A 23,832-nucleotide genomic window follows, 5' to 3' on the forward strand; every position below is an offset into this window, starting at 1 on the left:
ACAGAAGCGCCTACCGCAGTGGTGACGCCGCCTCGGGAAGCCCTGCCCGGTCCGCGACCGGCCAGTCCAGCGGATCGGGCCCGAGCTTCACCAGCTCGGCGACCTGCAGACGCGACCACGGCGAGATCTCGCGCGTGCCGTCGAGGACGTCGGAGGCGAACTTCGTCCACGCCACCCGTTCGGTGGAGTCGACCTCGTCCGGGTTGGGCGTGGGGTCGTCGTCGGTGAGGACCCGGAACACCGGGCACATCTCGTTCTCGACCACGCCGTCCATCTCGGCGCGGTAGCGGAAGGCCGGCAGCAGCAGCTCGGGCTCGGAGACCGCCATGCCGAGCTCGTCCCGCAGGCGGCGCACCACGGCCTGGGCGATGTCCTCGCCGGGCGCCGGGTGGCCGCAGCAGGTGTTCGTCCACAGGCCGGGGAAGGTCTTCTTGTGCAACGCGCGGCGTGTCAGCACCGTGTTGCCGTCCGAGTCGAAGACATAGCTGGAAAACGCCAAGTGCAGCGGGGTGTCCGCGTGGTGCACCACGGCCTTGTCCTCGACGCCGATGGCCGAACCGTCCTCGGCCAGGAGGACCACCTGTTCCACAGTCACGCCCCCACGTAATCACACGTGGCCGAAGATCGGGAACCAGGCTTCCGGGTGAGAGCTCGAGCGCGGGGATAGCCGCCCCCTAGGTGGCGCACGTCACCCTGGGGGCATGACTTCCCCGTTCGCTCAGGCTCACACCATGTTCCTGGTGCTGGTCAGCCCAACGGGCCAGTACTCGATCTGGCCCGCGGTGCTGCAGGTGCCCGCCGGCTGGCAGGTCGTCCACGGAGTCGCCTGCAAGCAGTCCTGCTCGGACTACGTCAACGCGCTCCGGGCCGACCTGCCGGCCGCGGCCTGACACTCACAGCAGCGTGATGTACCCGTGGGCCGACGCGCCGCCGTGCTCGTTGTTGCCCGCGTACGACGCCGTGAAGCCCTGAAGCAGCGTCGACAGACCGACCAGCAGCGGCACCTGCGAGTCGCAGACGGCCTTGCCGGACGCGTTGGTCGTCGCGGTGCACAACGGCGTGCCCTTCACGGTCTGGAACACGACCTTCTGACCGGCGACCGGTGCCCCGGTGTGCTTCTCGGTCAGCGTGGCGTTGAGGCCCTTGACCGTGAAGCCGAGGAGCCGCAGCTGCAACAGCGCGGTGCCGGCGACGAGCTTCGACGGGGCCGGCGGCACGAAGTTCACCGCGATGCCCACCGGGCGCTGGCCGACGGCGATGGTGCCGGTGACCGTGTTCGACGCCGTGTCGATGACCGACACCGTGTTGCTGTTGAAGTTCGTGACGTAGGCGCTGGCGCCGTCGGGCGTGAGGGCCACGCCGATCGGGCGGTCGCCGACCGCGATCTTCTGCAGCTCGGTCATGGTGGTCAGGTCGACCACGGACACCGAGTCGAACTCGCTGTTCGTCACGTACGCGCGGGTTCCGCTCGGCGCCAGCGCGATGCCGTGCGGGGTGAAGCCGACGGCGGCGGTGCCGACGACGGTGCGCGTGGCGGTGTCGATCGCGGAGACGGTGTCGGAGCCCTTGTTCACCACGTACATCCGGGCGCCGTCGGCGGACGCGGCGATCGCGGTGGAGGTGCTGCCCACCGGGATCGTGGCGGCGACCGCGTTGGCCGTGGTGTCGATGACCGAGACGCTGCTCGGGCCGACGACGTCGTGCGTGACGTAGACGGCCTTGCCGTCGCGGGTGACGACCACGCCGTCCGGGTTCTGGCCGACCGTGATGGTCGCGGTGACCGTCAGCGTGGCCGTGTCGACCACGGACACCGTGCCGTCGCCGTAGTTGGTGACGTAGACGAAGCCACCGCCGGGAGCGACGGCGACGCCCGCCGGGTGACTGCCGACGGGGACGGACCTGTCGACCGTGTTGGTCGGCGTGTCGATGACCGTGAGGGTGTTCTGCACGGAGTTCGTCACGTAACCGCGGGTGCCGTCGAAGGCGACCGCCGCCATGTACGGCGAGTTGCCGCCGCTGTCGGAGATCGTCGTGGACACCGCGTTCGTGGCCGTGTCGATGACCGACACCCCGCCGCCGTTGTTGGCGACGTAGCCGAGCACCCGTCCGGCGGGAGCCGCCGAGGCGGGGCTCACCACCAGTGCCGTGGTGACGGCGACAGCCATCACCAGTGGACGTAACCGCATTTTGAGAGCCTCCTGGCGCGATCCATCCCGACCTGTTCAGGACATCGCGACCGGACCAGCGGGCGTTAGCCTCAACAGCCGCTTCTCGAACCAGTGGTCGGCGTACTCGGCGTCGTTGTAGCGGCCGATCTCGGCGAACCCGTGCTTGGCGTAGAGGGCGCGCGCCTCGACGAGGTCGGCTCGCGTGTCGAGGCGCAGCACCGTGACGCCGCGGGCCAGGGCCTCGGCCTCCATCGCGACCAGCAACGCCGATGCCGCGCCCTGACCGCGGAACGGCACCCGCACGAACATCCGCGTCAGCTCCCCCACGCCGTCGCCGAGGAACCTCATGCCGAGGCACCCCGCGTCCTCGCCGTCGCGCGACACGACGAGGAACACCGGGACGTCGTGGTTCTGCTCGCCCTGCTCGTACGCGTCGATCTCGGCATCGTCCGTCGGCCGGCCCCAGTAGCGGCTGATCATCTCCGCGTTGTACTCGCGGTTGAGCGGCGAACGCGCGGCATCGGCGACCCTGACGGTCCACTTCGTCATGTCATCATCATCGAAAGCCCGTCCACTGTGATTCAGATCACTGCAACACCGGGTCTGCGGAGGGCCAAGTGGGGACGTGATGTTCGCGGAACTGTTCGACGAGCACGCCCACCCGCTGCACCGATATCTGGCGCGGCGGGTGGGCGCCGACGTCGCCGACGACCTCGTCAGCGAGACCTTCCTGGCCGCCATGCGCGGCGAGGACACCTACGACCCGGTGAAGGGCAGCGTCGTCGGCTGGCTCTACGGCATCGCGACGAACCTGTTGCGCGGCCACGCCAAGCGCGAGACCCGCCTGCTGCGCACCGCCGAGCGCTACGGCGTCGACCTCGGTGTCGCGGAGTCGCTGGAGCACTCGGTCGTCGCCCGCATCGACGCGCGGTCCCACCTGCGCCGCATCGCCGGCGCGCTGGCCAAGATGTCCGAGGCGGACCGCGACCTGCTGCTGCTCGTCTCGCTCGCGGGGCTGAGCGTGCAGGAGGCGGCCGAGGCGCTCGACCTGAACCCCGGCACCGCGCGGTCCCGCCTGCACCGCCTGCGCGCCAAGCTGAAGGAAGTGGAACATGCGTGACGTGCTGGACGACGACCTCGCCGAGCTCTACGCGGTGCGGGGCAGCGACGACGCGCGCCTGGCCCGGCTGCGCGAGCAGCTCTTCAAGGAGGAGCCGAAGCCCCGGTCGACCCGCTGGCTCGGCATCGCGGCGGCGGCCGTGGCGGTGGTGATGATCACCGGGCTGGTGGTGCTGCTGCGGCCGGTCCACCGGGACGCGCCCGCCACCCTGCCGACCACGCCCGCCACGTCGTTGCAGGAGGCAGCGACCCTGGTGGAGCTGGCGCCGAAGCCGACGCGGAAGTACCGGCACGTGAAGTACGTGGTGTGGCAGGCGCTCACGTCCCCCGACGGCAGGAGGGCGACGGCGTTCGAGTTCGAGATCGAGGTGTGGCTGCCCACCGCGGCGGACGAGATCGTCGTGACCTACCGCAGGTACACCGGCAGGCATCGCGCCGTGCAGGGCATGCAGTCGGCAGAGCACGACGTCAAACCGGACGAGTACAGCGGCCCGGCCCTGTGGAACTCGTTCTGCTCCTCCACCCCGTGCGAGGAGGGCGTCGCCTGGTTGCAGCTGCGCGCGGAACCGCGGCAGAAGCTCGATGACGCCTTCTCGGCGATGTTGTCCCCGTTCACCACGAACGAGGAGAGGGCGGAGCTGTACCGCAGGCTCGTGCTGTCCCCCGAGATCCGCTGGGACAACGGCACGGTGCTGACCGACGGCGGCCGCGTCCGGTACACGGTCGACCCGGCGACGGGACTGGTGAGCGGGTTCGAGGACCGCCGGCCCACGGTGACGAACCGGCTGCCCGACGGCGAGGTGGCGGTGTCCGGCACCATCACCTACGAGTGGACCGATCAGCGCCCGTCGTAGGACCTCGGCAGGTACCAGGCCAGGGCGGCGCGCAGCTCGGCCACGTCGCGCTCGCGCCGCCGCCTGGACCGCTCGTGGGCGACCGGGAACACCCGCACACCGCCGTGGTTCGCGCCGAAGAACCGGCGCGGTGCCGGGTCCTTGAGCCAGACGACGACCCACGGCCGCTTCTTGTGCGGCACGACCCGCACCCGTGCCAGCTCGTACCACCAGTACTGGTGGAACTTGCCGTTGCGCGTGGTGGCGATGCCCTCGCGGCTGATCTCGATGACGACCTTGCTGCGGGCCGCCGCGGCGAAGAACCGGGCCCCGCGCACGACCAGCACGCAGAACGCGGCCAGCGCGAGCAGCTGCGTGGCACCGTTCGCCTTCGCGGCGGGGTCGGCGATCGCGGCGGCCAGCAGGGCGGCGGCGAGGTTCAGCAGGCCCCACGCCATCGGCACGAACCGCGACGTCGAGAACGTCGCCGCGGCGGGCGTCATCGGCGCCGGCACCTTGGTGGCCGGCGGCTTGGTCGTGACGACCTGCGAGAGCAGGCGCGTCACCTCCGTCGGCTCCGGGCGCTTGGCCGGGTCGCGGTGCATGCACTTCTGCACGAGCGGGCGCAGCGACTTGGGCACGCCCTCGATGTCCGGCTCGCCGTGGGCGGCCTTGTAGAGCAGTGTGGCGGTCGGGCCCTCGCCGAACGGGCCCTTGCCGGTCGCCGCGTAGACGAGCACAGCGCCGAGCGCGAAGACGTCGGACGGGGACGCGACCTCCTGGCCGGTGATCTGCTCGGGCGAGAGGAAGCCGGGCGTGCCGAAGACCATGCCGGTCTCGGTGAGCGCGGTGTGCTCCATCGCGCGGGAGATGCCGAAGTCGATGACGCGCGGGCCGTCGGCGCCCAGCAGCACGTTGGACGGCTTCAGGTCGCGGTGGACGAGGCCCGCCCGGTGGATCGCGGTGAGCGCCTCGGCCAGCCCCTCGGCGAGTCGCCGCACGTGGTGCTCCGGCAGGGGGCCGTGGCGTTCGATGGCTTCCTGCAGCGTCGGGCCGGGCACGTACTCCGTGGCCATCCACGGGCGTGCGGCGCGCGTGTCGGCGTCGACGACCGCCGCCGTGCCGGCGCTGCCGACCGCGCGGGCCATCTGCACCTCGCGGCGGAACCGCTCCCGGAAGCGCGGGTCGTCGGCCAGCTCGGCACGGGCCACCTTGACCGCGACCTGCCGCCCGTCACTGCCTTGTCCCAGGTAGACCGTTCCCATGGCACCACGACCAAGCCTGCCCAGGAGCAGGTAGTCGCCTATGCGTTGTGGTTGGTCCACCTTCACCGGATCGAGGGTAGCGGGAACTCGGGCTCAAACCTCACATCTGAGTAGATCTACGTAGGCTTTCACCCATGGGTCGGACACGGTTGTACCGCAACGGCGAACTCGTCGGCTCGGACTTCCCGGTCGCCGACGTCGCGCAGCACCTCCAAGATCAGTCCGCGGTGGTCTGGTTCGACCTGTGCGCGCCCTCGGAGGCCGAGATCGGACTGCTGCGCGACGACCTGGGCCTGCACGAGCTGGCGATCGAGGACGCGTTCTCCGAGCGCCAGCGGCCCAAGGTCGACCGCTACCCCACCCACCTGTTCCTCTCGGTCTACGCGGTGCGGTACGAGTCGCACGAGGTCAAGACGTGCGAGGTCGACGTGTTCGTGACCCGCAACGCGCTCGTGACGGTGCGCGAGAGCGAGGACTACGACCTCACGGGCGTGCTGCGGCGGTGGGACAGCGCGCCGACGCTGGCGTCGAGCGGGGTCGGGTTCCTGCTGCACGGCCTGCTCGACGACGTGGTGGACGGCCACTACACCGCCGCCCAACGGCTCGACGACGAGATCGAGGCCCTAGAGGACCGCATCTACGACGAGAAGCCGCACGTGGGCCGCAAGGCGCTCCAGCTGCGACGCGCCCTGGTGCAGCTGCGGCGGGTCGCGTTGCCGATGCGGGAGCTGCTCGGGTCGTTGCTGCACCGCGAGCACGACCTGGTGGACGACGTGATGACGCCCTACTACCTCGACGTCAAGGACCACGCGCTGTTCACCGCCGAGCTGACCGAGTCGATGCGCGAGCTGGTCACGAACCTGCGCGAGGCCGAGGTCGCCGTCCAGGGCAACCGGCTGAACTCGATCATGAAGAAGGTCACCAGCTGGGCCGCGATCATCGCCGTGCCGACCGCCATCTCCGGTTACTACGGCATGAACGTGCCGTATCCGGGCTTCCAGCAGCCCTGGGGCTTCTGGGTGTCGACGGCGGGCATCCTCGGCCTCTCCTACTTCCTGTACCTCATGTTCAAGCGCCGCGATTGGTTGTGAGCCAGCTTTGAAGATCCACCTCACCCGCCGGGCCGAGCTCGCGATCATCACGATCGACGCGCCGCCGCTCAACCTCTACTCGCTCGACCTCGACGCCGAGTTCCACGACGCCCTGGACGAGCTGGGCAACGCGCGGGCGCTGCTGGTCAACGCCTCCGGCCGGGTCGTGTCCGGCGGCGTGGACGTGTCGCTGTTCGCGGCGCAGGAGTACCGCGAGGACGCACAGGCGCTGTTCGACCGCATGCTGCTGCTCCCCCAGCGCCTCGCCGCGCTGCCGATCCCGACCGTCTTCGCCGCCCACGCCCTGTGCCTGACCTGGGCGTTCGAGCTGGCGGTGGCGTGCGACCTGATCGTGGCGGCCGAGAGCGCCCGCTTCGGGCTCGTCGAGAAGGTCGTGGGCCTGACGCCGACCATGGGCGGCACGCAGCGCCTGGCCGCCCGAGCGGGCGTCGGCCGCGCGAAGGAGTTCGTGATGACCGGCGACCTCTACGACGCCGCCACCCTCGAACGGTGGAACGTCGTCAACCGCGTGTTCCCGGACGAGGGCTTCGCGGCCGCGGCGGAACGGTTCGCGGCATCTCTCGCGACCGGTCCGACGCAGGCGCATTTTGCGACCAAACAGGTCCTCGCCCATTTCGAGAACGGCGGCGTGCCCGAAGCCGACGCCCACGTCACGACGATCGCCTCCGCATTGTTCGAGACCGAAGATCTGCCACGCGCTGTGCACAGCTTCCTCACGGACGGTCCCGGCCAGGCGACATTCACGGGTCGCTGATCTCACACATCAAAAAATCGGATGGCTCGGTGATAAAACCGTGATCTACCTGCTCACACGGATGGAGCATTCCTACCGGGCGGGAAGATGATGTTGCGACACAACAGGATCAGCTTGACTCCACACGTCGTCACGTGCAGTGTGCTCACCGTTCAACGGCCCCTGGTACAAACTCGGTCGCACGAGTTCTGTACACATTCCGCAACGGCCGACGACACAATCAGCGAGTTCACGGTCCCCCGTCGTGAACGCGCGTGGAGGTAGAACCAGCCGTGAGACTGAGATTGGCCGTACTGCTGACCGGTGGTGTCATCGCGTTGGCCGCCTGCACCCCGACCAAGGCGGCCCAACCGACACCAGTAGCGGAGAGCACCAGCGCCACCTCGACCAGCACCACCGAAAGCTCAGCAACCCCGAGCAGCAGCTCGGCGGCCCCCACCAGCACCACCACGCAGTCCGCCACCAACGGCCCCGTGAAGCCGCCGGCCAACACGGGCTCCCCCGCCCCGTCCGGCTCCCCCGGCTGGAAGCTGACCCAGGCCAACACCGGGCTGGCCGCCCAGGGCCTGAGCTGCGACGCCCTGCCCGCCTACACCGGCCCCGCCTCCCCCGCCGCGGGCACGGTCATCTCGGGCAAGCGCATCGAGCAGCCCCTGGTCCTCTTCGCCGGCAACATCACCGTCGAGAAGTCCTGCATCCGCCCCACCAGGCTCGACGAGGCCGCCCCGCTGGTCACCACCAACGGCCCGTGCGGCAGCAACTCGTGCCAGGTCACCGGCGCGCCGATCACCATCCGCGACTCGAACATCGACGGCTCCAAGCTCTCCGCCTCGACGATCGCGAAGTCGTGCGCCTTCCTCGGCGTAGGAACCCTGCAGCGCAACTACATCACCGGCATGGGTTCCGGCATCTGCTTCTACAACACCGGCAACTCCCTGAACGGCCTGGCCGAGGGCAACTACGTCCGAGGCCTGCGCACAGCCGGCGACGCCCACAACGACGGCGCGACCGTCCGCGACTTCCCGCTGGACCGCAACCCGAACCGCACCCTGACCTTCCGCAACAACCGCATCGACTGCTCCACCGGCCAGGACACGGGCGCGCTGTTCATCCAGACCTACGGCGCCGACATCGACAACGTCACCGTGGAGGGCAACCTCCTGGAGGGCGGCGGCTACCAGCTGGGCCTCGAGTCCAGCCACGGCAACCAGTACGGCCGCAACATGAGGTCCATCAACAACCGCTTCACCGGCTCGGGCTGGGGCGCGGCCTACGTGACCGCCAACGGCGTGGGCTACAAGTGGGCGGTCTGGCAGGACAACTTCCTGCTCGACCCGAACGCGCCGGACGCCAAGGGCAAGCCGGCAGGCACTCCATAACCGCAGCTCACGCTGTCACCACAGCTCACCCCTGATGCAGCGCCGGGCCGCACATGGTCCGGCGCTGCGTCGCGCCGGGAACGGAAGGTGCACGCACGCCAACGGCGAAGCCGAGGCCCCAAGCGATGCCGAAGGCGAGCAGTAACAACCCCCCACGCACTCGCGACCGCGATGCCGAAGGCGAGCCGTGCAGACCTTGCGTCGATGGGTAGCGGTGTACCCACTCGTGGTTTGGCGATTGGGGCTTGACTTTGGGTGCGAGGTGCTACCACTTGTGGATCGGCCGGTTGCGGAGCATCCGGCCTTTTCCGGCCGAACCAGCGCCTCGCAAGGGCCCCGAAGTCAAGCCCCAATCGCGATCGTCGCGGAGCGGCGATGAACACCCTCGCTTCGTCCGAGGTGCACGACCACGCTGGAACAGACACGGACCACACAGGCAGAACCACGCTGGAACCCGCCCGACCCCAACGCGACCACGCTGGACCTCACCCGGCATCCCGAAACTTCAACCACCGCGAACTCAACGAGTCCCAGATCTCCTGGTACTCGACGAACATCGCCCGAACCCGCTCCGGATCCACCTGATCCACCGGAGTGGACGCCACGTAGTAGGACAGATCATCCTCCAACCGGTGGAACCGGTAGGACGCGTCCTCCATCAACACCCACAACGACCGCCAGGCGAAGAACGGCTCCAAAGCGGACACCACCGTCACCACCGCGACCAGCGAGAACGCCGTCCCCGTCCACGGGTCCAGGTTCTGCAGTCCGAGGATGATCGTGGACACCGCCGAAAGCACCAATGTGGTCAGTCGGACAGCAACGGACTTCCAGCGGAACCGGTGCTTTCGTGACCGCGCATACGCGTGTCCACGCTGGATCTGCGACTGCAGGTGATGGGCGAGCTCCAGGGGCTTCAGCCCGGCGGGCAGCGAGTTCTCCACCGGCTTGGAGCCGGACGGCAAGTCGGTCACCCACCGAACATTAGTTTCCGGGTACGTTCGCCGCGTGCAGTTCGCAGGACCGAGAACCTTGCTCGCGATTCACGCCCATCCCGGCGACGAGTCGACGTCGACCGGGGGCTTGCTCGCCCACTACGCCCGGCAGGGCGCCAGAACCGTCGTGGTGACGTGCACCAACGGCGAGTTCGACGACGCTCCCAACGGGGCCACGCCCGGTGAGGTCGGGCACCACCCCAAGGCGGTGGCGGCGCACCGGCGGGCCGAGCTGTACGCGGCGTGCGACGCCCTGGGGATCACCGACCTCGAACTGCTCGGCTACCACGACTCCGGGCACACCGGCGAGGTGCCGGAGGGCGGGTTCTGCACGATCCCCGTCGAGACGGCGGCGGGCAGGCTGGCCGCGTTGATCGAGCACTTCCAGCCGCAGGTGGTGGTCACGCACTACAGCTCGCACCGCGACCACGTGCACGCGAACCGGGTCGCGACGATCGCCATCGAGCGCACCGGCATCCCGGCCAAGCTCTACCTCACGGCCAAGGACGGGTCGACGACCATCGACATCAGCGAGGTCGCGGACGTCAAGCGCAAGGCGTTGCAGTGCCACGCGAGCCAGCAGGTGCACGGGGCTTTCTCGTTGCAGGAGCACTACTTCCGGGCGATCGACATCACGGACGCGCCGCTGCCCGAGACCGACGTCTTCGCCGGCATCACCACGAGCGGGCCGGACCTGCCGCGGTGGTGACGGCCGCCAGGGCCGCGACATGACGGAGCCGTCCCACCCCTCGCGGGGCGGGACGGCTCGACTGTCCTGACAGGACTCAGCGACGCCCGAGCGACGTGCAGGTGAAGCCCGCACGGCGGATCACGTCGGGGTCCAGGATGTTGCGCATGTCGACGACGACCGGCTGCCGCACGGTGTCGGCGAGTCGTGCCCAGTCCAGGGAGCGGAAGTCCGGCCACTCGGTCAGCACGACGAGCGCGTCGACGTCCTTCGCCATCTGGTACGGATCGTCCACAACGGACACCGAGCCGAGGTCGCGGCCACCGGGCAGCGCCGGGTCGTAGCCGACGAGCTCGGCGCCGGCCTGCTTCAGCATCGCCGCCACGGCCAGGGCCGGCGAGTCGCGCAGGTCGTCCGTGCCCGCCTTGAACGTGAGCCCCAGCAGGCCGAGGCGCACGTGCGAGAGCGAGCCGCCGCGCTTGCCGGTGACCGCGAGGCGCACCTTCTCGACCATCCGCTGGCGCTGGCGCTCGTTGGTGTCGATCGTGGCGCGCAGCAGGCGGAACTCGAAGTCGGCGGCGTCGGCGACCTGGAGCATCGCGTGCGTGTCCTTCGGCAGGCACGAACCGCCCCAGCCGGGACCGGGGTTGAGGAACGCCTGGCCGATGCGCTTGTCGTAGCCCATGCCCTCGGTGACGTCGGTGATGTTCGCGCCGAGCCGCTCGCACAGCTCCGCCACCGCGTTGACGTACGAGAGCTTCATGGCGAGGAAGCAGTTCGCCGCGTACTTGACCATCTCGGCCGAGGCCGCGTCGGTCAGCACCGTCGGCGCGCCGAGGCGGGCGTACAGCGCGGCGACGCGTTCGGCGGCGTCCTGCTGGTCGCAGCCGACGACGATGCGGTCGGGGTTCAGGAAGTCGTGCACGGCCGAGCCCTCGCGGAGGAACTCGGGGTTCGACACGACGGCCACGTCGTCGCGGCGCAGCAGCTCCGCGGTGCGCACGGCGGTGCCGACGGGGACGGTGGACTTGTTCACGATCACGCAGCCGGACGGCAGCAGCTCGCGGGTCTCGTCCACAACGGACTCGACGGCGGCGAGGTCGGCGATGCCGCCGACGCCCATCGGCGTGGGCACGCAGAGGAACACGACCTCGGCGTCGGCCACCGCGGCCGAGGCGCCGAGCACGAACGACAGGCGGCCGGACGCGAGGCCTTCGGCGACCAGCTCGGCGAGGCGGGGTTCGAGGATGTCGACCTCGCCGCGCGACAGCCGCTCGACCTTCGCGGCGTCGACGTCCGCGCAGACCACGCTGTGGCCGAGCGAGGCGAGGCAGGCACCGGTGGTCAGGCCGACGTAGCCGGTGCCGACGACGGCGATCCTTCTGACGAACATCATTCTCCCGTTCGGGTCACGGCGAACGCGCGGAGCACGGCGTCGTCGCTCACGTCGATCATCTTGTTGCCCCACTGGTCGGTGCCCGCGCCGAGCTCGGGCCTGCCGTCGGGGAACGGGCCGCGCGAGACGAAGCCGGTGAGCCCGTCGAACACCGCCACGTAGTTCTCGGCCTGCGGGCGCCAGTCGAGCTCCGCCTCACAGCGGCGCCGGCCCTCGAAGCCGAGGCGTGCGCGGCGCTCCGCGTCGTCCAGCAGGTCGAGCAACGACGTGGTGAACGCCTCGACGTCACCCGGCTCGACGTAGACGGCGCAGTCGCCGGCGGACACCACGGTCTCCGTCAACCGGTACGAGACGACCGGCAGCGCGTAGGCCATGTACTCCATGGTCTTGTTCATAGTGGACACGTCGTTCAAAGGCGACAACGGATCCGGGCCCAAACCAACGGAGGAGGTCGACAGGTAGCGCGTGATCTGTTCGGGCCCGACCCGCCCGGTGAACTCGACGTACGGACCGAGGCCCCACGCCTTGGCCTGCAGCTTCAGGTCCTCGAGGCAGTCGCCGAAGCCCAGCAGCGCGAACCGGACGTCGGTGCGGCCGCGGTCGAAGATGACCCTGCGGGCCACCTCGAGCACGCCGTCGACGCCGTCCTGCGGGCCCATGATTCCCAGATAGGCCACCAGATGTTTGCCACCGCGTCGCAGTTCGTCCACGCCTTCGACAGGCCGCATCACGGTCGTGTCGGGGCCCGACCGCACGACCGAGGTGTGCTCGGGAGGCACGGAACCGCGCGTCCACGCGATCTTCTGGTACGAGGTGTTGGTCGACGTCACCCGGTCGGCCGTGCGGAACGTCCTGCGCTCCAGCCACTTCAGGATCTTGTACTGCAGCTTGCCCGCGACGCCCCGGGGCTCGCCGAAGCGCGACAGGAACACCTCGGGGTTGAGGTCGTGGTGGTCGAAGACGAACTTCACGCCGCCGAGACGCCACAGCAACGCGAGTGCCCAGTAGGTGTCCGGCGGGTTGCACGCCTGCATCACGTCGAACCGCCTGCGGGCGCGGACCTTCACGCTCAGCAACGCCGTGCGCACCCAGCAGTACAAGAACTCCCACGCGTAGCCCAACGCGCCCTCGGCCTGCGGCGGCGGAGCGTACTTGTACAGGTGCACTCCGTCGAGCAGTTGGTACGCGGGATCACCCGGACCCTTGGGGCAGATCACCGAAACCTCGTACCCGGCGGCGGTGAGGGCACGGCATTCCAGCCACACCCGGCGGTCCAGCGGCACGGGGAGGTTCTGCACGATGATCAACACGTGCGGCGATGACGTCACGCCCTTGTTCTCGTTCCGGAGAGCCAAACGGTTACAGGCGCACCGGATCTCGTAACGGGAGTTCCAGATTGCTCGATGTAGCGGACGTCGGCCCGAAAAGCGAGGAGCGGTTGTGGAGCGGTCACCTGTCGCGGTGGTCATCGTCACGTACCAGAGCGAACAGGTCATCGCCGGATGCCTGGACTCGCTGCCCGATGACGTCAGGGTCGTCGTCGTCGACAACGCTTCCACCGACGGCACTGTGGCCGCCGCCACTCGCCCCGGTGTGGAAATCCTGCGCAGTCCCGTCAACGGTGGATTCGCGGCGGGCGTGAATCTCGGCATCAAAGCCACCGAGGGGCACGACATCCTCGTGCTGAACGCGGACATCCGGTTGCACCCCGGAGCCGTCGCGACACTCCGCGCGGCGAACAAGCCGATCACCGTTCCCCGCCTGGTCGACGAGAGCGGTGCCCTGTCGCACTCGCTGCGCCGCAAGCCCCGCGTCGCCGGTGCGTTCGCCGAGGCGCTCGTCGGCGGCGGCAGGGCCGGCCGGATCGGTCTGGGTGAGACGGTCACCGCCCCGGTCGCCTACCAGGGCGCGCACGCCGCCGACTGGGCCACCGGCTGTGCCTGGCTCATCACCAGGGAGACCATCGAGAAGCACGGCCTTCTGGACGAACGGTACTTCCTCTATTCGGAGGAGACCGAGTACATGGTGCGGGCCGGTGGCGTGTGGTTCGAGCCGCGCGCGACGGTCACGCACATCGGCGGCGAGGTCTCCACGAACGCCCGCCTGTGGTCGATGCTCACGTCGAACAAGGTCCGCCTGCACCGGGAGCTGCACGGGCGGTTCGCCGGTTTCCTCATGTGGCTCGCCATGGTCGCGAACGAAGGGCTTCGCGCGCGGTCGCCGAAGCACCGCACGGCGTTGAAGGGACTGTTCGGGATGCGGCGCTGGCCGGAGGAAGTGGCCTCCGAGGGGCCCAGCTACCTGTGCTTCAGCGCACAGGACTGGTGGTACCACAACCGGGCGCACTCGGACTTCCAGCTCCTGCGCCGGGTCGCGAAGCACCGCAAGGTGCTGCTGGTCAACAGCATCGGCCTGCGCATGCCGTCACCGGGCAGGAGCACGCAGTTCCTGCGGAGGATCCTGCGCAAGGCCAAGAGCGTCGCGATGCTCGTGCGGCAGCCGATCCCCGAGACGCCCAACTTCTACGTCATGACGCCCGCTCCCCTGCCGTTCTACGGCAAGCCGTGGCTGCGCAAGCTGAACTCGGTCCTCGTCAGGACGCAGGTCCGCGCGGTGTGCTTCTTCCTGCGCATGGGCACGCCGGTCGTCGTCGCGACGATCCCCACCGCGTGGGACGTCGTGAAGCCGATGAGGACCAAGGGACTGATCTTCAACCGCTCCGACCGGCACTCGGCGTTCCCCGAGGCCGACCAGGGCACCATCGCCGGGCTGGAGAACCAGCTGCTGTCCAATTCGGACACCGTGCTGTACGTCTCACGGGCGTTGCAGGACGAGGAGTCCGCGCTCACCGGTGACCGTGCGCACTTCCTCGACCACGGAGTGGACGTCGACCACTTCACCCGCCGCACCGAGCTGCCGGCGGACATCGCGTCGATCCCCGGGCCGCGCATCGGGTTCTTCGGCAGCCTCGACGACTACCTGGTGGACTTCGACCTCATCGAGAAGGTCGCGCAGGAGTTCCCCGAGGCGTCGGTCGTGCTGATCGGCGACGCCACCTGCTCGATGGAGCGCTACGCCAAGTACCCGAACGTGCACTGGCTGGACTTCCGGTCCTACGAGGACATTCCCGGCTACGGCTCCGGCTTCGACGTGGCGCTGATGCCGTGGCTCGACAACGACTGGATCAAGCACGCCAACCCGATCAAGATGAAGGAGTACCTGGCCCTCGGCCTGGCCGTCGTGTCCACGGACTTCCCCGAGGTCGAGCGCTACGGCGACGTGATCCGGATCGCGTCCGGCGAGGCCGACTTCATCGACCAGATCCGCCGCACGCTCAAGGACGGCGGCCTGAAGACGCCCGCCGAACGCCGTGCGGCCGTCCTGACCGCGTCCTGGGACTCCCGCGCCCGTGAACTGATGCAGCTCGCTGAGGAACGGTAGCCATGTGCGGAATCGCAGGCGTCAGACGGTTCGACGGCGCGCCCGTCTCCCGTGAGCTGCTCGCCGAGATGGCGAAGCGGCTGCACCACCGCGGCCCGGACGACAGCGGGTTCTGGTCGGAGGGCTCGATCGGCTTCGCCCACACCCGGCTCTCGATCATCGACCTGGCGGGCTCGCCGCAGCCGATGGCGGGCGCGTCGGGCACGACGACGATCGCGTTCAACGGCGAGATCCTGAACTACCAGCAGCTGCGCACGGAGCTCGCGTACCCGTTCCGCACGAACGGTGACACCGAGGTCCTGCTGGCGCTGTACGAGCAGCACGGCCCGTCCGCGGTGGCGAAGCTGCGCGGCCAGTTCGCCTACGCGATCCACGACGAGGCGACGCGCGAGACGCACCTGTTCCGCGACCGGCTGGGCATCCTGCCGCTGTACTACTACGCGGACTCGGCGATGTTCGCGTTCGCGTCCGAGATCAAGGCGCTGCTGCCCGCGATCGGCGCGGCGGAGGTCGACCAGGAGTCACTGCACGACTACCTGGCGCACCGGTCCGTTCCCGCGCCGTACACGCTCGTGCGCGGCGTCCGGAAGGTGCCGCAGGGCCACCACCTGGTCGTCACGGCGTCCGGCGAGGTGCGCACCGAGCCGTACTGGGAGCTGCCGCGCGAGTCGGAGATCCGGTCGGTGACGCCTGAGGAGGCCGTGCGGCTCGTCGACGAGGCGCTCACGGCCTCCGTGCGCGACGCCCTGGTCGCGGACGTGCCGGTCGGGGCCTACCTGTCCGGCGGCGTCGACTCGTCGTTGATCACGGCCCTGGTGGCGCGGGAACGGGGTGACGCGGAGCTGCACACGTTCTCCGCGGGCTTCGGCGACCCGCGCGTGGACGAGATCCACTGGGCCGAGAAGGTCGCCGGCATCGTCGGCAGCCGGCACCACAACGTGATCGTGACGGCCGACGACTTCCGCGACAGCTGGGCGAAGCTGTCCTGGCACCGCGACGCGCCGCTGTCCGAGCCCGCCGACGTGGCCGTGTTCCGGCTGGCCGAACTGGCGCGCAGGGACGTGAAGGTCGTGCTGTCCGGCGAGGGCAGCGACGAGCTGTTCGGCGGCTACCCGAAGTACCGGTTCGCGCAGGCCACCCGGCTGGCAGGCGTCGCGCCGTCGTTCGCGCTGAAACGGCTGGAGAAGGCGCTGCCGGCGTCCAAGGCCCGACTGGGCATCGCGCTGCGCGCCATCGCCGAGCCGTCCTACGCCGAACGCATGCGCGGCTGGTTCGCGCCCTTCACCGTGGCCGAGCGGGCCGCGCTGCTGGGCGGGCCCGCCACGCGGTCGGTGCTGGCGCCGTACGAGAACGGGCGCGGGGACGCGTTGCGGCGCATGCTCTACGCCGACTCGCACACGTGGCTCGCCGACAACCTCCTGGAGCGCGGCGACCGCATGTCGATGGCCGCCTCGCTGGAGCTGCGGCCGCCGTTCCTCGACCACCGGGTGGCCGAGCTGGCGTTCTCCCTGCCGAGCAGCGTGAAGGTGCGCGGCGGCACGACCAAGTGGGTCGTCAAGGAGGTCGCGCGCAAGCACCTGCCGGCCGACGTCGTCGACCGGCCGAAGTCGGGCTTCAAGGTGCCGTTGGACGCCTGGTTCCGCGACGGGTTGCGGGACATGGCGTACGACCTGCTGACCGGGCCCACGTCGTTCGTGGGCAAGACCTTCGACCGGGCCGCGGTGAGGTCGCTGCTCGACGACCACGACTCGGGTGACCGCAACGAGCAGCCGCGCATCTGGACGCTGCTGTCGCTCGAGGTGTGGCACCAAACGCTCAGCTGGTAGGTCAACTCATGTACGTCGCCTCGTCCCGCCCCTCGAAGACCGACTTCCGCAAGCGGTTGCCGGGCACCGTCTTCGCGCTCGGCACGGTCAGCCTGCTGACCGACATCTCCGCCGAGATGATCACGGCGTTCCTGCCCGTGTACCTGCTGTTCACGCTGCAGCTGGGGTACGCGCAGTTCGGTCTGCTCGACGGCATCTATACGGGCGCCACGGCCGTGCTGCGGCTGGTCGGTGGCGGCATCTCGGACAAGTTCCGCAAGCCCAAGGCCGTCGCGGCCGCGGGCTACGGGCTGTCCGCGGCCACCAAGCTGTTCTTCCCGCTGGTGGGCGCCTCACCGTTCGGCATCGGCACGCTGATGGCCGCCGACCGGGCGGGCAAGGGCATCCGGACCGCCCCGCGCGACGCGATGATCTCCCTGGCGACGCCGGAGGACCGGCTCGGGGCGGCGTTCGGCGTGCACCGGAGCATGGACACGTTCGGCGCGTTGCTGGGGCCGCTCATCACGTTCCTGCTGCTCGCCCAGATCGGCATGGTGCCGGGGCCGATCTTCGCGGTGTCGGCGGCGTTCGCGGTCATCGGGCTGATCGTGCTGGTGTCGTTCGTGCGCGAGCCCAAGACCGAGAAGCCGAAGGGCCCGCGGCCGTCGTTCCGCGCGGGGCTCGGGCTCCTCACCGACCGGCAGTTCCGCCGCACGACCATCTCGGCCGGGCTGCTGGGGCTCGCGACGGTGTCGGACGCGTTCGTCTACGTGCTGGTGCAGAAGGCCACGAACATCTCGCTGGGCTTCCTGCCCCTGCTCCCGCTCGGCACGGCGGTCGTCTTCCTCGCGGCCGCCGCGCCGCTCGGGAAGCTCTCCGACAAGATCGGCCGCTGGCGGATGTTCCTGATCGGCCACGGGTTGTTGCTGGGCGTGTACGCGCTGCTGTTCATCCCCGAGGGCGGGAAGAGCATCGCGGTCGCGGCTCTGCTGCTGCACGGGTTGTTCTACGCGGCGACGGACGGCGTGCTGTCGGCGAAGGTGAGCGAGTCGGCGCCGGAGTCGCTGCGGGCGTCCGGGCTGTCGGTCGTGCAGACGGGTCAGGCTCTGGGACGGCTCGTCTCGTCTGTCGCCTTTGGACTGCTCCTGCAGTACTCCAGCATCTCGACCGGCGTCACGGTGGCGCTGGTGGCACTCACCGTGACGCTCGTCATCAGTTACGGAATCAACCGCGAGCAGCCAGCTTCTGCTTGATCTTCTCGAAGCCGCCCTTGCCGAGCACCTTCATGGCCGCGTTCTTCGCGGCCACCCGGCCGGAGTCGCGCACGAACCGGACCGGCTGGTCGACCAGCCGGTCCTGGGCCTTCGCGAGCGAGCCCGGCGCGGACACGTCGTCCAGCGAGTCGCCGAACGCCGCCTGGTACGGCGCCGGCGACACGAGACGGCCGCGCGTGCGGTTGGAGACGTTGCCGCCGTGCACGACCTGCAGCCACGCCGGCGCGCCGCCCAGCTCCACGACGGGGAAGTGCAGGTGCATGTGGTTGTGCCAGTGCGCCCAGCACGTCACCGGCTCGTCCCACGACTCGCGCAGCGACACGAACGCGTTGTGCCGGTCGACGCGGTGGTACAGGCCGCCAGGCGACTTGATCAGGCCGTTGACCAGGTAGTACGCCGCCGTCGTGGTCGGGCGCGGCGCGGCGCAGAGGCGTTCGACGAAGTCGACGGCGAGACCGTCGTCGTTGTCGAGGTTGGTGGTGATCAGTTCCGAACCGGTGCGCGGGAACAGCGATCGGATGTCCGATCTCAGCTCCTGCCGCGACACTTCCGCGCGGTAAACGGGCGTGTACGCGTCACCGTGGGAGGCGATTTTGTCCTTGAGCCATTGCGGTGATTCGGGGTCGAAGTAGATGAGCCACCGCGTCCGTTTGTCCGTCTGCGCGAGAACCGATGGCAGGCAGTAGCGCTCGAACAGCGCGACGCGCTCGGTCAGCCATCCTTCCTTTGCCCGGACGTAACTTTCGGCGCCCTTCGAAGGCAGGTTGAAGCGCGTCAGGATGACGTGGTCGGCCATGACTCCCCTTACTCCGGTCATCGCGTACATCGCCTGATGGACCCAAAACGTTCCGCTAACGAATGTGCGCGCAGACCGATACCCAGGTTGTGCCAACGCTTCCCACAGTGGACGTCGTGATCCCCTGCTACAACTACGCGCACTTCCTGCCGGCATGCGTCCGCAGCGTGCTGGACCAGCCCGGCGTGGACGTGCGCGTGCTTGTGATCGACGACACCTCGTCGGACAACACCCCCGAGGTGATGGCCGAGCTGATGGCCGCCGACAAGCGCGTCGAGGGCTACCGGCACGAGGTGAACAAGGGGCACATCGCGACCTACAACGAGGGCCTGCTCGACTGGGCGAGCGCCGACTACACGGTGCTGCTGTCCGCCGACGACCTGCTGGCGCCCGGAGCGTTGCAGCGCGCGGCCGCCGTCTTCGAGCAGAACCCCGAAGTGGGCATGGTCTACGGACGCGTTGTGTACTACAGCGACCACAACGCGTTGCCGAAGGTCACGCAGCTCCCGACCACGTCGAAGGTCTGGCGCGGCGAGGAGTGGATCGAGAACCGCTTCCGCAGCAGCCGCAACGTGATCTCCTCACCGGAGGTCGTGGTGCGCACGAAGGTCCAGCAGAAGGTCGGCGGCTACCGCTCGGACCTCCCCCACGCGGGTGATCTGGAGATGTGGCTGCGGATCGCCGCCGTGTCGGACATCGGGTACGTCAGCGGCAAGCCGGGCGCGTACTACCGGGTGCACGAGAACTCCATGATGCGCACGACGTTCAAGTCGGTGTTCGCCGACCTCGAACAGCGCCGGGACGTGTTCGACCTCGTGCTGGAGCAGAACCCCGGCCTGCCCGCGCGGCTGAGGACGTTGGCGCGCAAGGCCATCGCGGGCGACGCGCTGTGGCGTGCCGTCCGGTTGCACGACCGCGACCAGCTCGACGGCACCGAGAAGGAGCTGCTCGACTTCGCGCGCGAGACGTACGAGCACCTCGAAGAGCTACCGGAGCATCGCGCTCTGGTGCGACGCCAGAAGTTCAGCCCCTCTTTCCTCAACCGGACGCAACTCTTCCTCGCCCCGCACGCCTACAAGAGGGCGAAGTTGTGGGCCGGGACGCAGCGGTGGAAGTGGCGGGGCGAGTGGTGAGCACGGTCGAGCAGGACAAGGGGCAGCTCGAAGGCCGGGTGTCCTCGGCGATCCGCTGGAGCGCGATCAACTCGTTGCTCCAACGCCTCGCCGCCGTCGGCATCAGCATCCTGCTGGCCCGCCTGATCGCCCCCGAGCAGTTCGGCGTCTTCGCGGTCGCCCTGGTCGTCCTCAACATCGTCCTGAGCGTCTCCGAGCTCGGCGTCAGCGCGGCGCTGGTCCGCACGAACGGCCCGGTCGAGGAGATGGCGCCGACCGTCACGACGCTGTCCCTCGCGTCCGGCGGCCTGCTCGCGTTGATCTGCGTCGTGGGCGCGCCCTGGTTCTCGAACGCCATGGACGCGCCCGAGGCCACCGGCGTCATCCAGCTCATGTCCGTCGCCCTGGTCATCGCGGGCGGGACCGCCGTGCCTGGCGCGATGATGCAGCGCAACTTCCGGCAGGACCACAAGTTCTACGCCGACACGGCCGCGTTCCTGGCAGGCACCGCCGTCGCCGTCGTGCTCGCGTTGATGGGCTTCGGCGCGTGGAGCCTCGCGTGGCAGCGGATCGCGCAGAACCTGTCCGCCGCGATCATCATGTTCTGGCTCACCAAGGACCGGTTCCGGCCGGGCTGGAACCCCGCGCAGGCGAAGGAGCTGCTCGCGTTCGGCCTGCCGCTCGCCGGGTCGAGCCTGCTGATCTTCGGCGTGATGAACGTCGACTACATCGTCGTCGGCGCGGTGCTCGGCACCGTGCCGCTGGGCTTCTACCTGCTGGCGTTCAACCTCGCGAGCTGGCCGGTGGCGGCGTTCTCCGCGCCGGTCCGCAGCGTGTCGCTGGCCGCGTTCTCGAAGGTCCGCGAGGACCCGGAGCTGTTCCAGAAGGCGTTCGGACGCGCGTTGGGGCTCCTGGCGCTCGTCACGGTGCCCGCGTGCGTCCTGCTGGCCGCGCTGGCCGACCCGCTCATCCGGGTCGTCTACGGCGAGCGCTGGGCCCCCGCGGCGGCCGCGCTGGCGTTGCTGGTGCTGCTCGGCGCGGTCCGGGTGGCGCTGGAGCTCGGGTACGACTTCCTGGCGTCCGCCGGCCGGTCCAAGGCGATCCTGTGGATCCACCTGGTGTGGCTGGGCGCGCTGGTGCCGTTGCTGGCGCTCGGCGCGCACCTCGACGGCATCCGCGGGGTCGCGGCGGCGCACGTGATCGTCGCGGTCCTGGTGATCACGCCCGCCTACCTCGTCACGTTCCGGCCCTACGGCATCCGGGCCGGTGCTCTCGGCGCGCGGTTGCTGCGGCCGTTCCTCGGCGGCGTGCTGATGGTCGCCGTGGTGCTGGGGGTGCGGTACGTGATCGACAGCGAGGTGCTGCAGATCCTCGTGGGCGGCGCGCTGTCGTGCCTCGCCTACGCGCTCGTGGTGTTCCCGATGAGACACGAAGTCCTTGCCGTGCTGAAGAAGAGGGCCAACGCGTGAGACGCCTGAGGCAGGTCACGAAGATCGTCCGGGAGCAGGGCCCGAAGCGGCTCGGCGCCCGGCTGCTCGCCGCCGCGACCCGCCGGCTCGGCGTCGAGGGCGAGGACCTGCCCGTGCGCATGGAGGACGTGCGCCGCGCCGACGTCGACGAGCGCAAGCCCGTGCGGATCCCGCCGATCCCGCCCGGCGGCCGGCTGACGATCAACTGGGTGACCACTCCCCCGTCCAAGGGGTCCGGCGGCCACACGACGATGTTCCGGCTCATCCGGCACCTGGAGTCGGTCGGCCACACGTGCAAGCTCTACCTGTACGACACGTTCGGCAACTCGGTCGCCGACCTCGAACCCGGCATCCGCGCCGCGTTCCCGTTCTTCCAGGGCTCGATCCACGACGTGACGGACGGGATGGCGGACGCGCACGCGGTGTTCGCGACGGCGTGGATCACCGCCTATCCGGCGTTCAACGACCCGTGCCAGGGCAAGAGGTTCTACCTCGTGCAGGACTACGAGCCGTGGTTCTACCCGCAGGGCGGCCTGTACACGCTCGCCGAGAACACCTACCGGATGGGCATGCACGGCTTCACGGCCGGCCGGTTCCTCGCGGACAAGGTCCTCGACGAGCACGGCATGCCCGCCGACCACTTCGACTTCGGCTGCGACGCCGACCGGTACTCGCTGCGCGGCGAGCAGCGCGACGGCATCGTCTTCTACGCCCGGCGCAAGGCCCCGCGGCGCGCGTTCGAGCTCGGCCTGCTCGCGCTGGAGCTGTTCGCCGAGCGGCACCCGGACCTCAAGATCCACGTCTACGGCGAGAAGATCGGGCAGCTCGGTCCGCAGTTCGTCGACCACGGCCTGGTGACGCCGGACGAGCTGAACGCGATCTACAACCGCTGCTTCGCCGGGTTGTCGCTCTCGATGACGAACGTTTCTCTGGTGCCGCACGAGATGCTCGCCGCCGGATGCATCCCGGTGGTGAACGACGCGCACTTCAACCGCGTAGTCCTGGACAACGACCACGTCCGGTACGCGGCACCCACCCCGCACTCGCTGGCGCGTGCTTTGTCCGAAGTGGTCACATCGCCGGACTTCGACGCGACCGCCCGCGCGGCCGCGTCCAGTGTGGAGGGACGTTCCTGGGATGCGGCAGGACTCGAGCTGGAGAAGGTGCTCGGCCGCGAGCTGGCCCCGTGATCCGCTACATCACCGGCGAGGGCGAGGTGGCGTCGGGGATCAGGACCTCCGCGGGCTTCGAACCGTCGGCGGGGGCGATGTGAACGGCGGGCAGCCGCGCGTCCTTGGGCACCGCGGCGAACGCGACCTCGGTGTTGCTCAGCCACGTGGTCTGGTCGTCGATGCCCGCCGTGCCCGGCAGCCGCTTCTCCTCGTTGGTCGCGAGGTCGAGCACCGCGAGGTCCCACGGCCCGAGCCGGCCGATGCGCTTCTTGTAGGCGACCTTGGTGCCGTCCGGCGAAAGCGAGGGACACTCGGCATCGCGGCGCAGCGACGTGACGGACTTGCTGACGAGATCGCCCTTCACCAACCAGGTGAATCCTCCGCTGGCGAGCGTGGCGTAGAACGTCAGGTCGTCGGAACCGACTGTGAGGCCCCAGTAGTTGATGTCACTGGCGGTGAGCGGAGCACCCTCCACAGTGGCCGCGAAGTGTTCGATCGACTCGACCGTTTCACCCGTGCGGACGTCGAAGTAACCCGTCCGGGTGGAAAATCCGCCGGGCACGGAGTACGAGTCGCCCGTGACGAAACTCGTCCAGCTGACGACGTTGCCGGACTTCGAGACCTTCGCGCGGCTCGGGATGCCGGGCAGCGGAACGGTCTTGACCGGCTTGCCGTCGCGGCTGATCTCGGCGGCGTAGGACGGGCCGGGACCGGAGAGCTTGAGGCAGACGCTCGTGCCGGCGGAGACGTAAAACCGCTGGCAGGCGAGGTCCGTGGGGGTGCGTGCGCCCCCTTCGGCGAGCTTCTCGACGCGGTTCTGCCCACCGGCGAGGTCGACGAACAGCAGGTCGCCGGTCTTGGCCTGCGACACCTTCTCGGCGCCCGCGGGCGGGGTGGCGTCGGTCGCGGCCGTGACAACGTAAGCCGCCGTTCCGCCGATCACAACGAGGATGGCCGCAACCGACACGGCCAGTCGTCGCACACGCATTCTGCCTCCTGGATTCCCCTCCTTCATCGCCGCCGCGCTACCGGCTGTAACAGTTGGCAGCTCACC

22 protein-coding genes are annotated in these 23,832 nt (G+C 69.4%); 13 read left to right on the top strand and 9 right to left on the bottom strand.

Features of this window, described 5'->3' with window-relative positions:
* Positions 1-10: 10 nt before the first annotated feature.
* Positions 11-589 (bottom strand): isopentenyl-diphosphate Delta-isomerase, encoded by a 579-nt coding sequence (gene idi, locus ACFWV3_RS16045; protein ID WP_382412337.1) that lies wholly within the window; start codon positions 587-589, stop codon positions 11-13.
* Between the two features lie 112 nt (positions 590-701).
* On the opposite strand from idi, the gene ACFWV3_RS16050 reads away from it, so the two are divergent.
* Positions 702-890: an MbtH family protein gene (locus ACFWV3_RS16050; RefSeq protein WP_382411964.1), complete on the top strand. Its 189-nt coding sequence runs from the start codon at positions 702-704 to the stop codon at positions 888-890.
* Between the two features lie 3 nt (positions 891-893).
* Here ACFWV3_RS16050 and ACFWV3_RS16055 read toward each other — a convergent pair whose 3' ends face one another.
* Together ACFWV3_RS16055 and ACFWV3_RS16060 are read right to left on the bottom strand one after the other, a co-directional pair.
* Entirely contained in the window at positions 894-2,186 is a 1,293-nt protein-coding gene (locus ACFWV3_RS16055) for a YncE family protein (protein ID WP_382411965.1), read from the bottom strand.
* 36 nt (positions 2,187-2,222) lie between these two features.
* Positions 2,223-2,717: a GNAT family N-acetyltransferase gene (locus tag ACFWV3_RS16060; RefSeq protein WP_382411966.1), complete on the bottom strand. Its 495-nt coding sequence runs from the start codon at positions 2,715-2,717 to the stop codon at positions 2,223-2,225.
* 79 nt (positions 2,718-2,796) lie between these two features.
* On the opposite strand from ACFWV3_RS16060, the gene ACFWV3_RS16065 reads away from it, so the two are divergent.
* Together ACFWV3_RS16065 and ACFWV3_RS16070 are read left to right on the top strand one after the other, a co-directional pair.
* Positions 2,797-3,288, top strand: a complete 492-nt coding sequence (locus ACFWV3_RS16065) for an RNA polymerase sigma factor (protein WP_382411968.1) — start codon at positions 2,797-2,799, stop codon at positions 3,286-3,288.
* Positions 3,281-4,141 (top strand): hypothetical protein, encoded by an 861-nt coding sequence (locus ACFWV3_RS16070; RefSeq protein ID WP_382411969.1) that lies wholly within the window; start codon positions 3,281-3,283, stop codon positions 4,139-4,141. The genes ACFWV3_RS16065 and ACFWV3_RS16070 overlap by 8 nt, the downstream gene beginning before the upstream one ends.
* Here the strand turns inward: ACFWV3_RS16070 and ACFWV3_RS16075 are convergent.
* Positions 4,126-5,451 carry a serine/threonine-protein kinase gene (locus ACFWV3_RS16075; protein WP_382411971.1) on the bottom strand — a complete coding sequence of 442 codons (1,326 nt, stop codon included), beginning with the start codon at positions 5,449-5,451 and terminating at the stop codon, positions 4,126-4,128. The genes ACFWV3_RS16070 and ACFWV3_RS16075 overlap by 16 nt on opposite strands.
* Positions 5,452-5,519: 68 nt before the next feature.
* Between ACFWV3_RS16075 and ACFWV3_RS16080 the strand changes: the two genes are divergently transcribed.
* The 3 genes from ACFWV3_RS16080 (at position 5,520) to ACFWV3_RS16090 (ending at position 8,630) form a co-directional block, all read left to right on the top strand.
* Positions 5,520-6,476 carry a magnesium transporter CorA family protein gene (locus ACFWV3_RS16080; protein WP_382411973.1) on the top strand — a complete coding sequence of 319 codons (957 nt, stop codon included), beginning with the start codon at positions 5,520-5,522 and terminating at the stop codon, positions 6,474-6,476.
* A gap of 7 nt (positions 6,477-6,483) precedes the next feature.
* Positions 6,484-7,251, top strand: coding sequence for an enoyl-CoA hydratase/isomerase family protein (locus tag ACFWV3_RS16085; protein WP_382411974.1), 768 nt, complete (start codon positions 6,484-6,486; stop codon positions 7,249-7,251).
* A 272-nt stretch (positions 7,252-7,523) separates the two neighbouring features.
* The gene (locus ACFWV3_RS16090; protein ID WP_382411976.1) at positions 7,524-8,630 is read left to right on the top strand and encodes a hypothetical protein; all 1,107 of its coding nucleotides are present in this window, start codon (positions 7,524-7,526) and stop codon (positions 8,628-8,630) included.
* Positions 8,631-9,115: 485 nt separating this feature from the next.
* Here ACFWV3_RS16090 and ACFWV3_RS16095 read toward each other — a convergent pair whose 3' ends face one another.
* The gene (locus ACFWV3_RS16095; protein ID WP_382411978.1) at positions 9,116-9,604 is read right to left on the bottom strand and encodes an SLATT domain-containing protein; all 489 of its coding nucleotides are present in this window, start codon (positions 9,602-9,604) and stop codon (positions 9,116-9,118) included.
* 34 nt (positions 9,605-9,638) lie between these two features.
* Between ACFWV3_RS16095 and ACFWV3_RS16100 the strand changes: the two genes are divergently transcribed.
* On the top strand, positions 9,639-10,334 hold the full coding sequence (locus ACFWV3_RS16100) for a PIG-L deacetylase family protein (protein ID WP_382411979.1): 696 nt from the start codon (positions 9,639-9,641) through the stop codon (positions 10,332-10,334).
* Between the two features lie 76 nt (positions 10,335-10,410).
* On the opposite strand, the gene ACFWV3_RS16105 is transcribed toward ACFWV3_RS16100, so the two are convergent.
* Both ACFWV3_RS16105 and ACFWV3_RS16110 read right to left on the bottom strand, forming a co-directional pair.
* Positions 10,411-11,706, bottom strand: a complete 1,296-nt coding sequence (locus tag ACFWV3_RS16105; protein WP_382412339.1) for a UDP-glucose dehydrogenase family protein — start codon at positions 11,704-11,706, stop codon at positions 10,411-10,413.
* Positions 11,706-13,037 carry a glycosyltransferase family 4 protein gene (locus ACFWV3_RS16110; protein ID WP_382411980.1) on the bottom strand — a complete coding sequence of 444 codons (1,332 nt, stop codon included), beginning with the start codon at positions 13,035-13,037 and terminating at the stop codon, positions 11,706-11,708. Before ACFWV3_RS16110 ends, ACFWV3_RS16105 begins: the two co-directional genes overlap by 1 nt.
* Positions 13,038-13,149: 112 nt before the next feature.
* Between ACFWV3_RS16110 and ACFWV3_RS16115 the strand changes: the two genes are divergently transcribed.
* From ACFWV3_RS16115 to ACFWV3_RS16125, 3 genes are read left to right on the top strand one after another with little or no spacing between them, the layout of a single operon-like run.
* On the top strand, positions 13,150-15,150 hold the full coding sequence (locus tag ACFWV3_RS16115; RefSeq protein ID WP_382411982.1) for a glycosyltransferase: 2,001 nt from the start codon (positions 13,150-13,152) through the stop codon (positions 15,148-15,150).
* Between the two features lie 2 nt (positions 15,151-15,152).
* Positions 15,153-16,976 carry an asparagine synthase (glutamine-hydrolyzing) gene (asnB, locus tag ACFWV3_RS16120; protein ID WP_382411983.1) on the top strand — a complete coding sequence of 608 codons (1,824 nt, stop codon included), beginning with the start codon at positions 15,153-15,155 and terminating at the stop codon, positions 16,974-16,976.
* An 8-nt stretch (positions 16,977-16,984) separates the two neighbouring features.
* A complete protein-coding gene (locus ACFWV3_RS16125; protein ID WP_382411984.1) occupies positions 16,985-18,208 on the top strand; it encodes an MFS transporter in 1,224 nt (407 codons plus the stop codon).
* Here the strand turns inward: ACFWV3_RS16125 and ACFWV3_RS16130 are convergent.
* The gene (locus ACFWV3_RS16130; protein ID WP_382411986.1) at positions 18,180-19,025 is read right to left on the bottom strand and encodes a glycosyltransferase; all 846 of its coding nucleotides are present in this window, start codon (positions 19,023-19,025) and stop codon (positions 18,180-18,182) included. The two genes, ACFWV3_RS16125 and ACFWV3_RS16130, sit on opposite strands and share 29 nt — an antisense overlap.
* A gap of 107 nt (positions 19,026-19,132) precedes the next feature.
* Here ACFWV3_RS16130 and ACFWV3_RS16135 point away from each other — a divergent pair, with 107 nt between their 5' ends.
* Genes ACFWV3_RS16135 through ACFWV3_RS16145 form a run of 3 tightly spaced genes read left to right on the top strand, consistent with a single transcriptional unit; the run spans position 19,133 to position 22,796 of the window.
* Positions 19,133-20,158, top strand: a complete 1,026-nt coding sequence (locus ACFWV3_RS16135; RefSeq protein WP_382411988.1) for a glycosyltransferase — start codon at positions 19,133-19,135, stop codon at positions 20,156-20,158.
* On the top strand, positions 20,155-21,606 hold the full coding sequence (locus ACFWV3_RS16140; RefSeq protein ID WP_382411990.1) for a lipopolysaccharide biosynthesis protein: 1,452 nt from the start codon (positions 20,155-20,157) through the stop codon (positions 21,604-21,606). Before ACFWV3_RS16135 ends, ACFWV3_RS16140 begins: the two co-directional genes overlap by 4 nt.
* Positions 21,603-22,796 (top strand): glycosyltransferase family 1 protein, encoded by a 1,194-nt coding sequence (locus ACFWV3_RS16145; protein WP_382411992.1) that lies wholly within the window; start codon positions 21,603-21,605, stop codon positions 22,794-22,796. Before ACFWV3_RS16140 ends, ACFWV3_RS16145 begins: the two co-directional genes overlap by 4 nt.
* A gap of 4 nt (positions 22,797-22,800) precedes the next feature.
* Here ACFWV3_RS16145 and ACFWV3_RS16150 read toward each other — a convergent pair whose 3' ends face one another.
* Positions 22,801-23,766, bottom strand: coding sequence for a hypothetical protein (locus ACFWV3_RS16150; protein ID WP_382411993.1), 966 nt, complete (start codon positions 23,764-23,766; stop codon positions 22,801-22,803).
* Between the last annotated feature and the right edge of the window lie 66 nt (positions 23,767-23,832).

Origin of the sequence: Lentzea sp. NPDC059081, from assembly GCF_042738015.1 — a bacterium.
Taxonomy (GTDB): Bacteria; Actinomycetota; Actinomycetes; order Mycobacteriales; family Pseudonocardiaceae; genus Lentzea.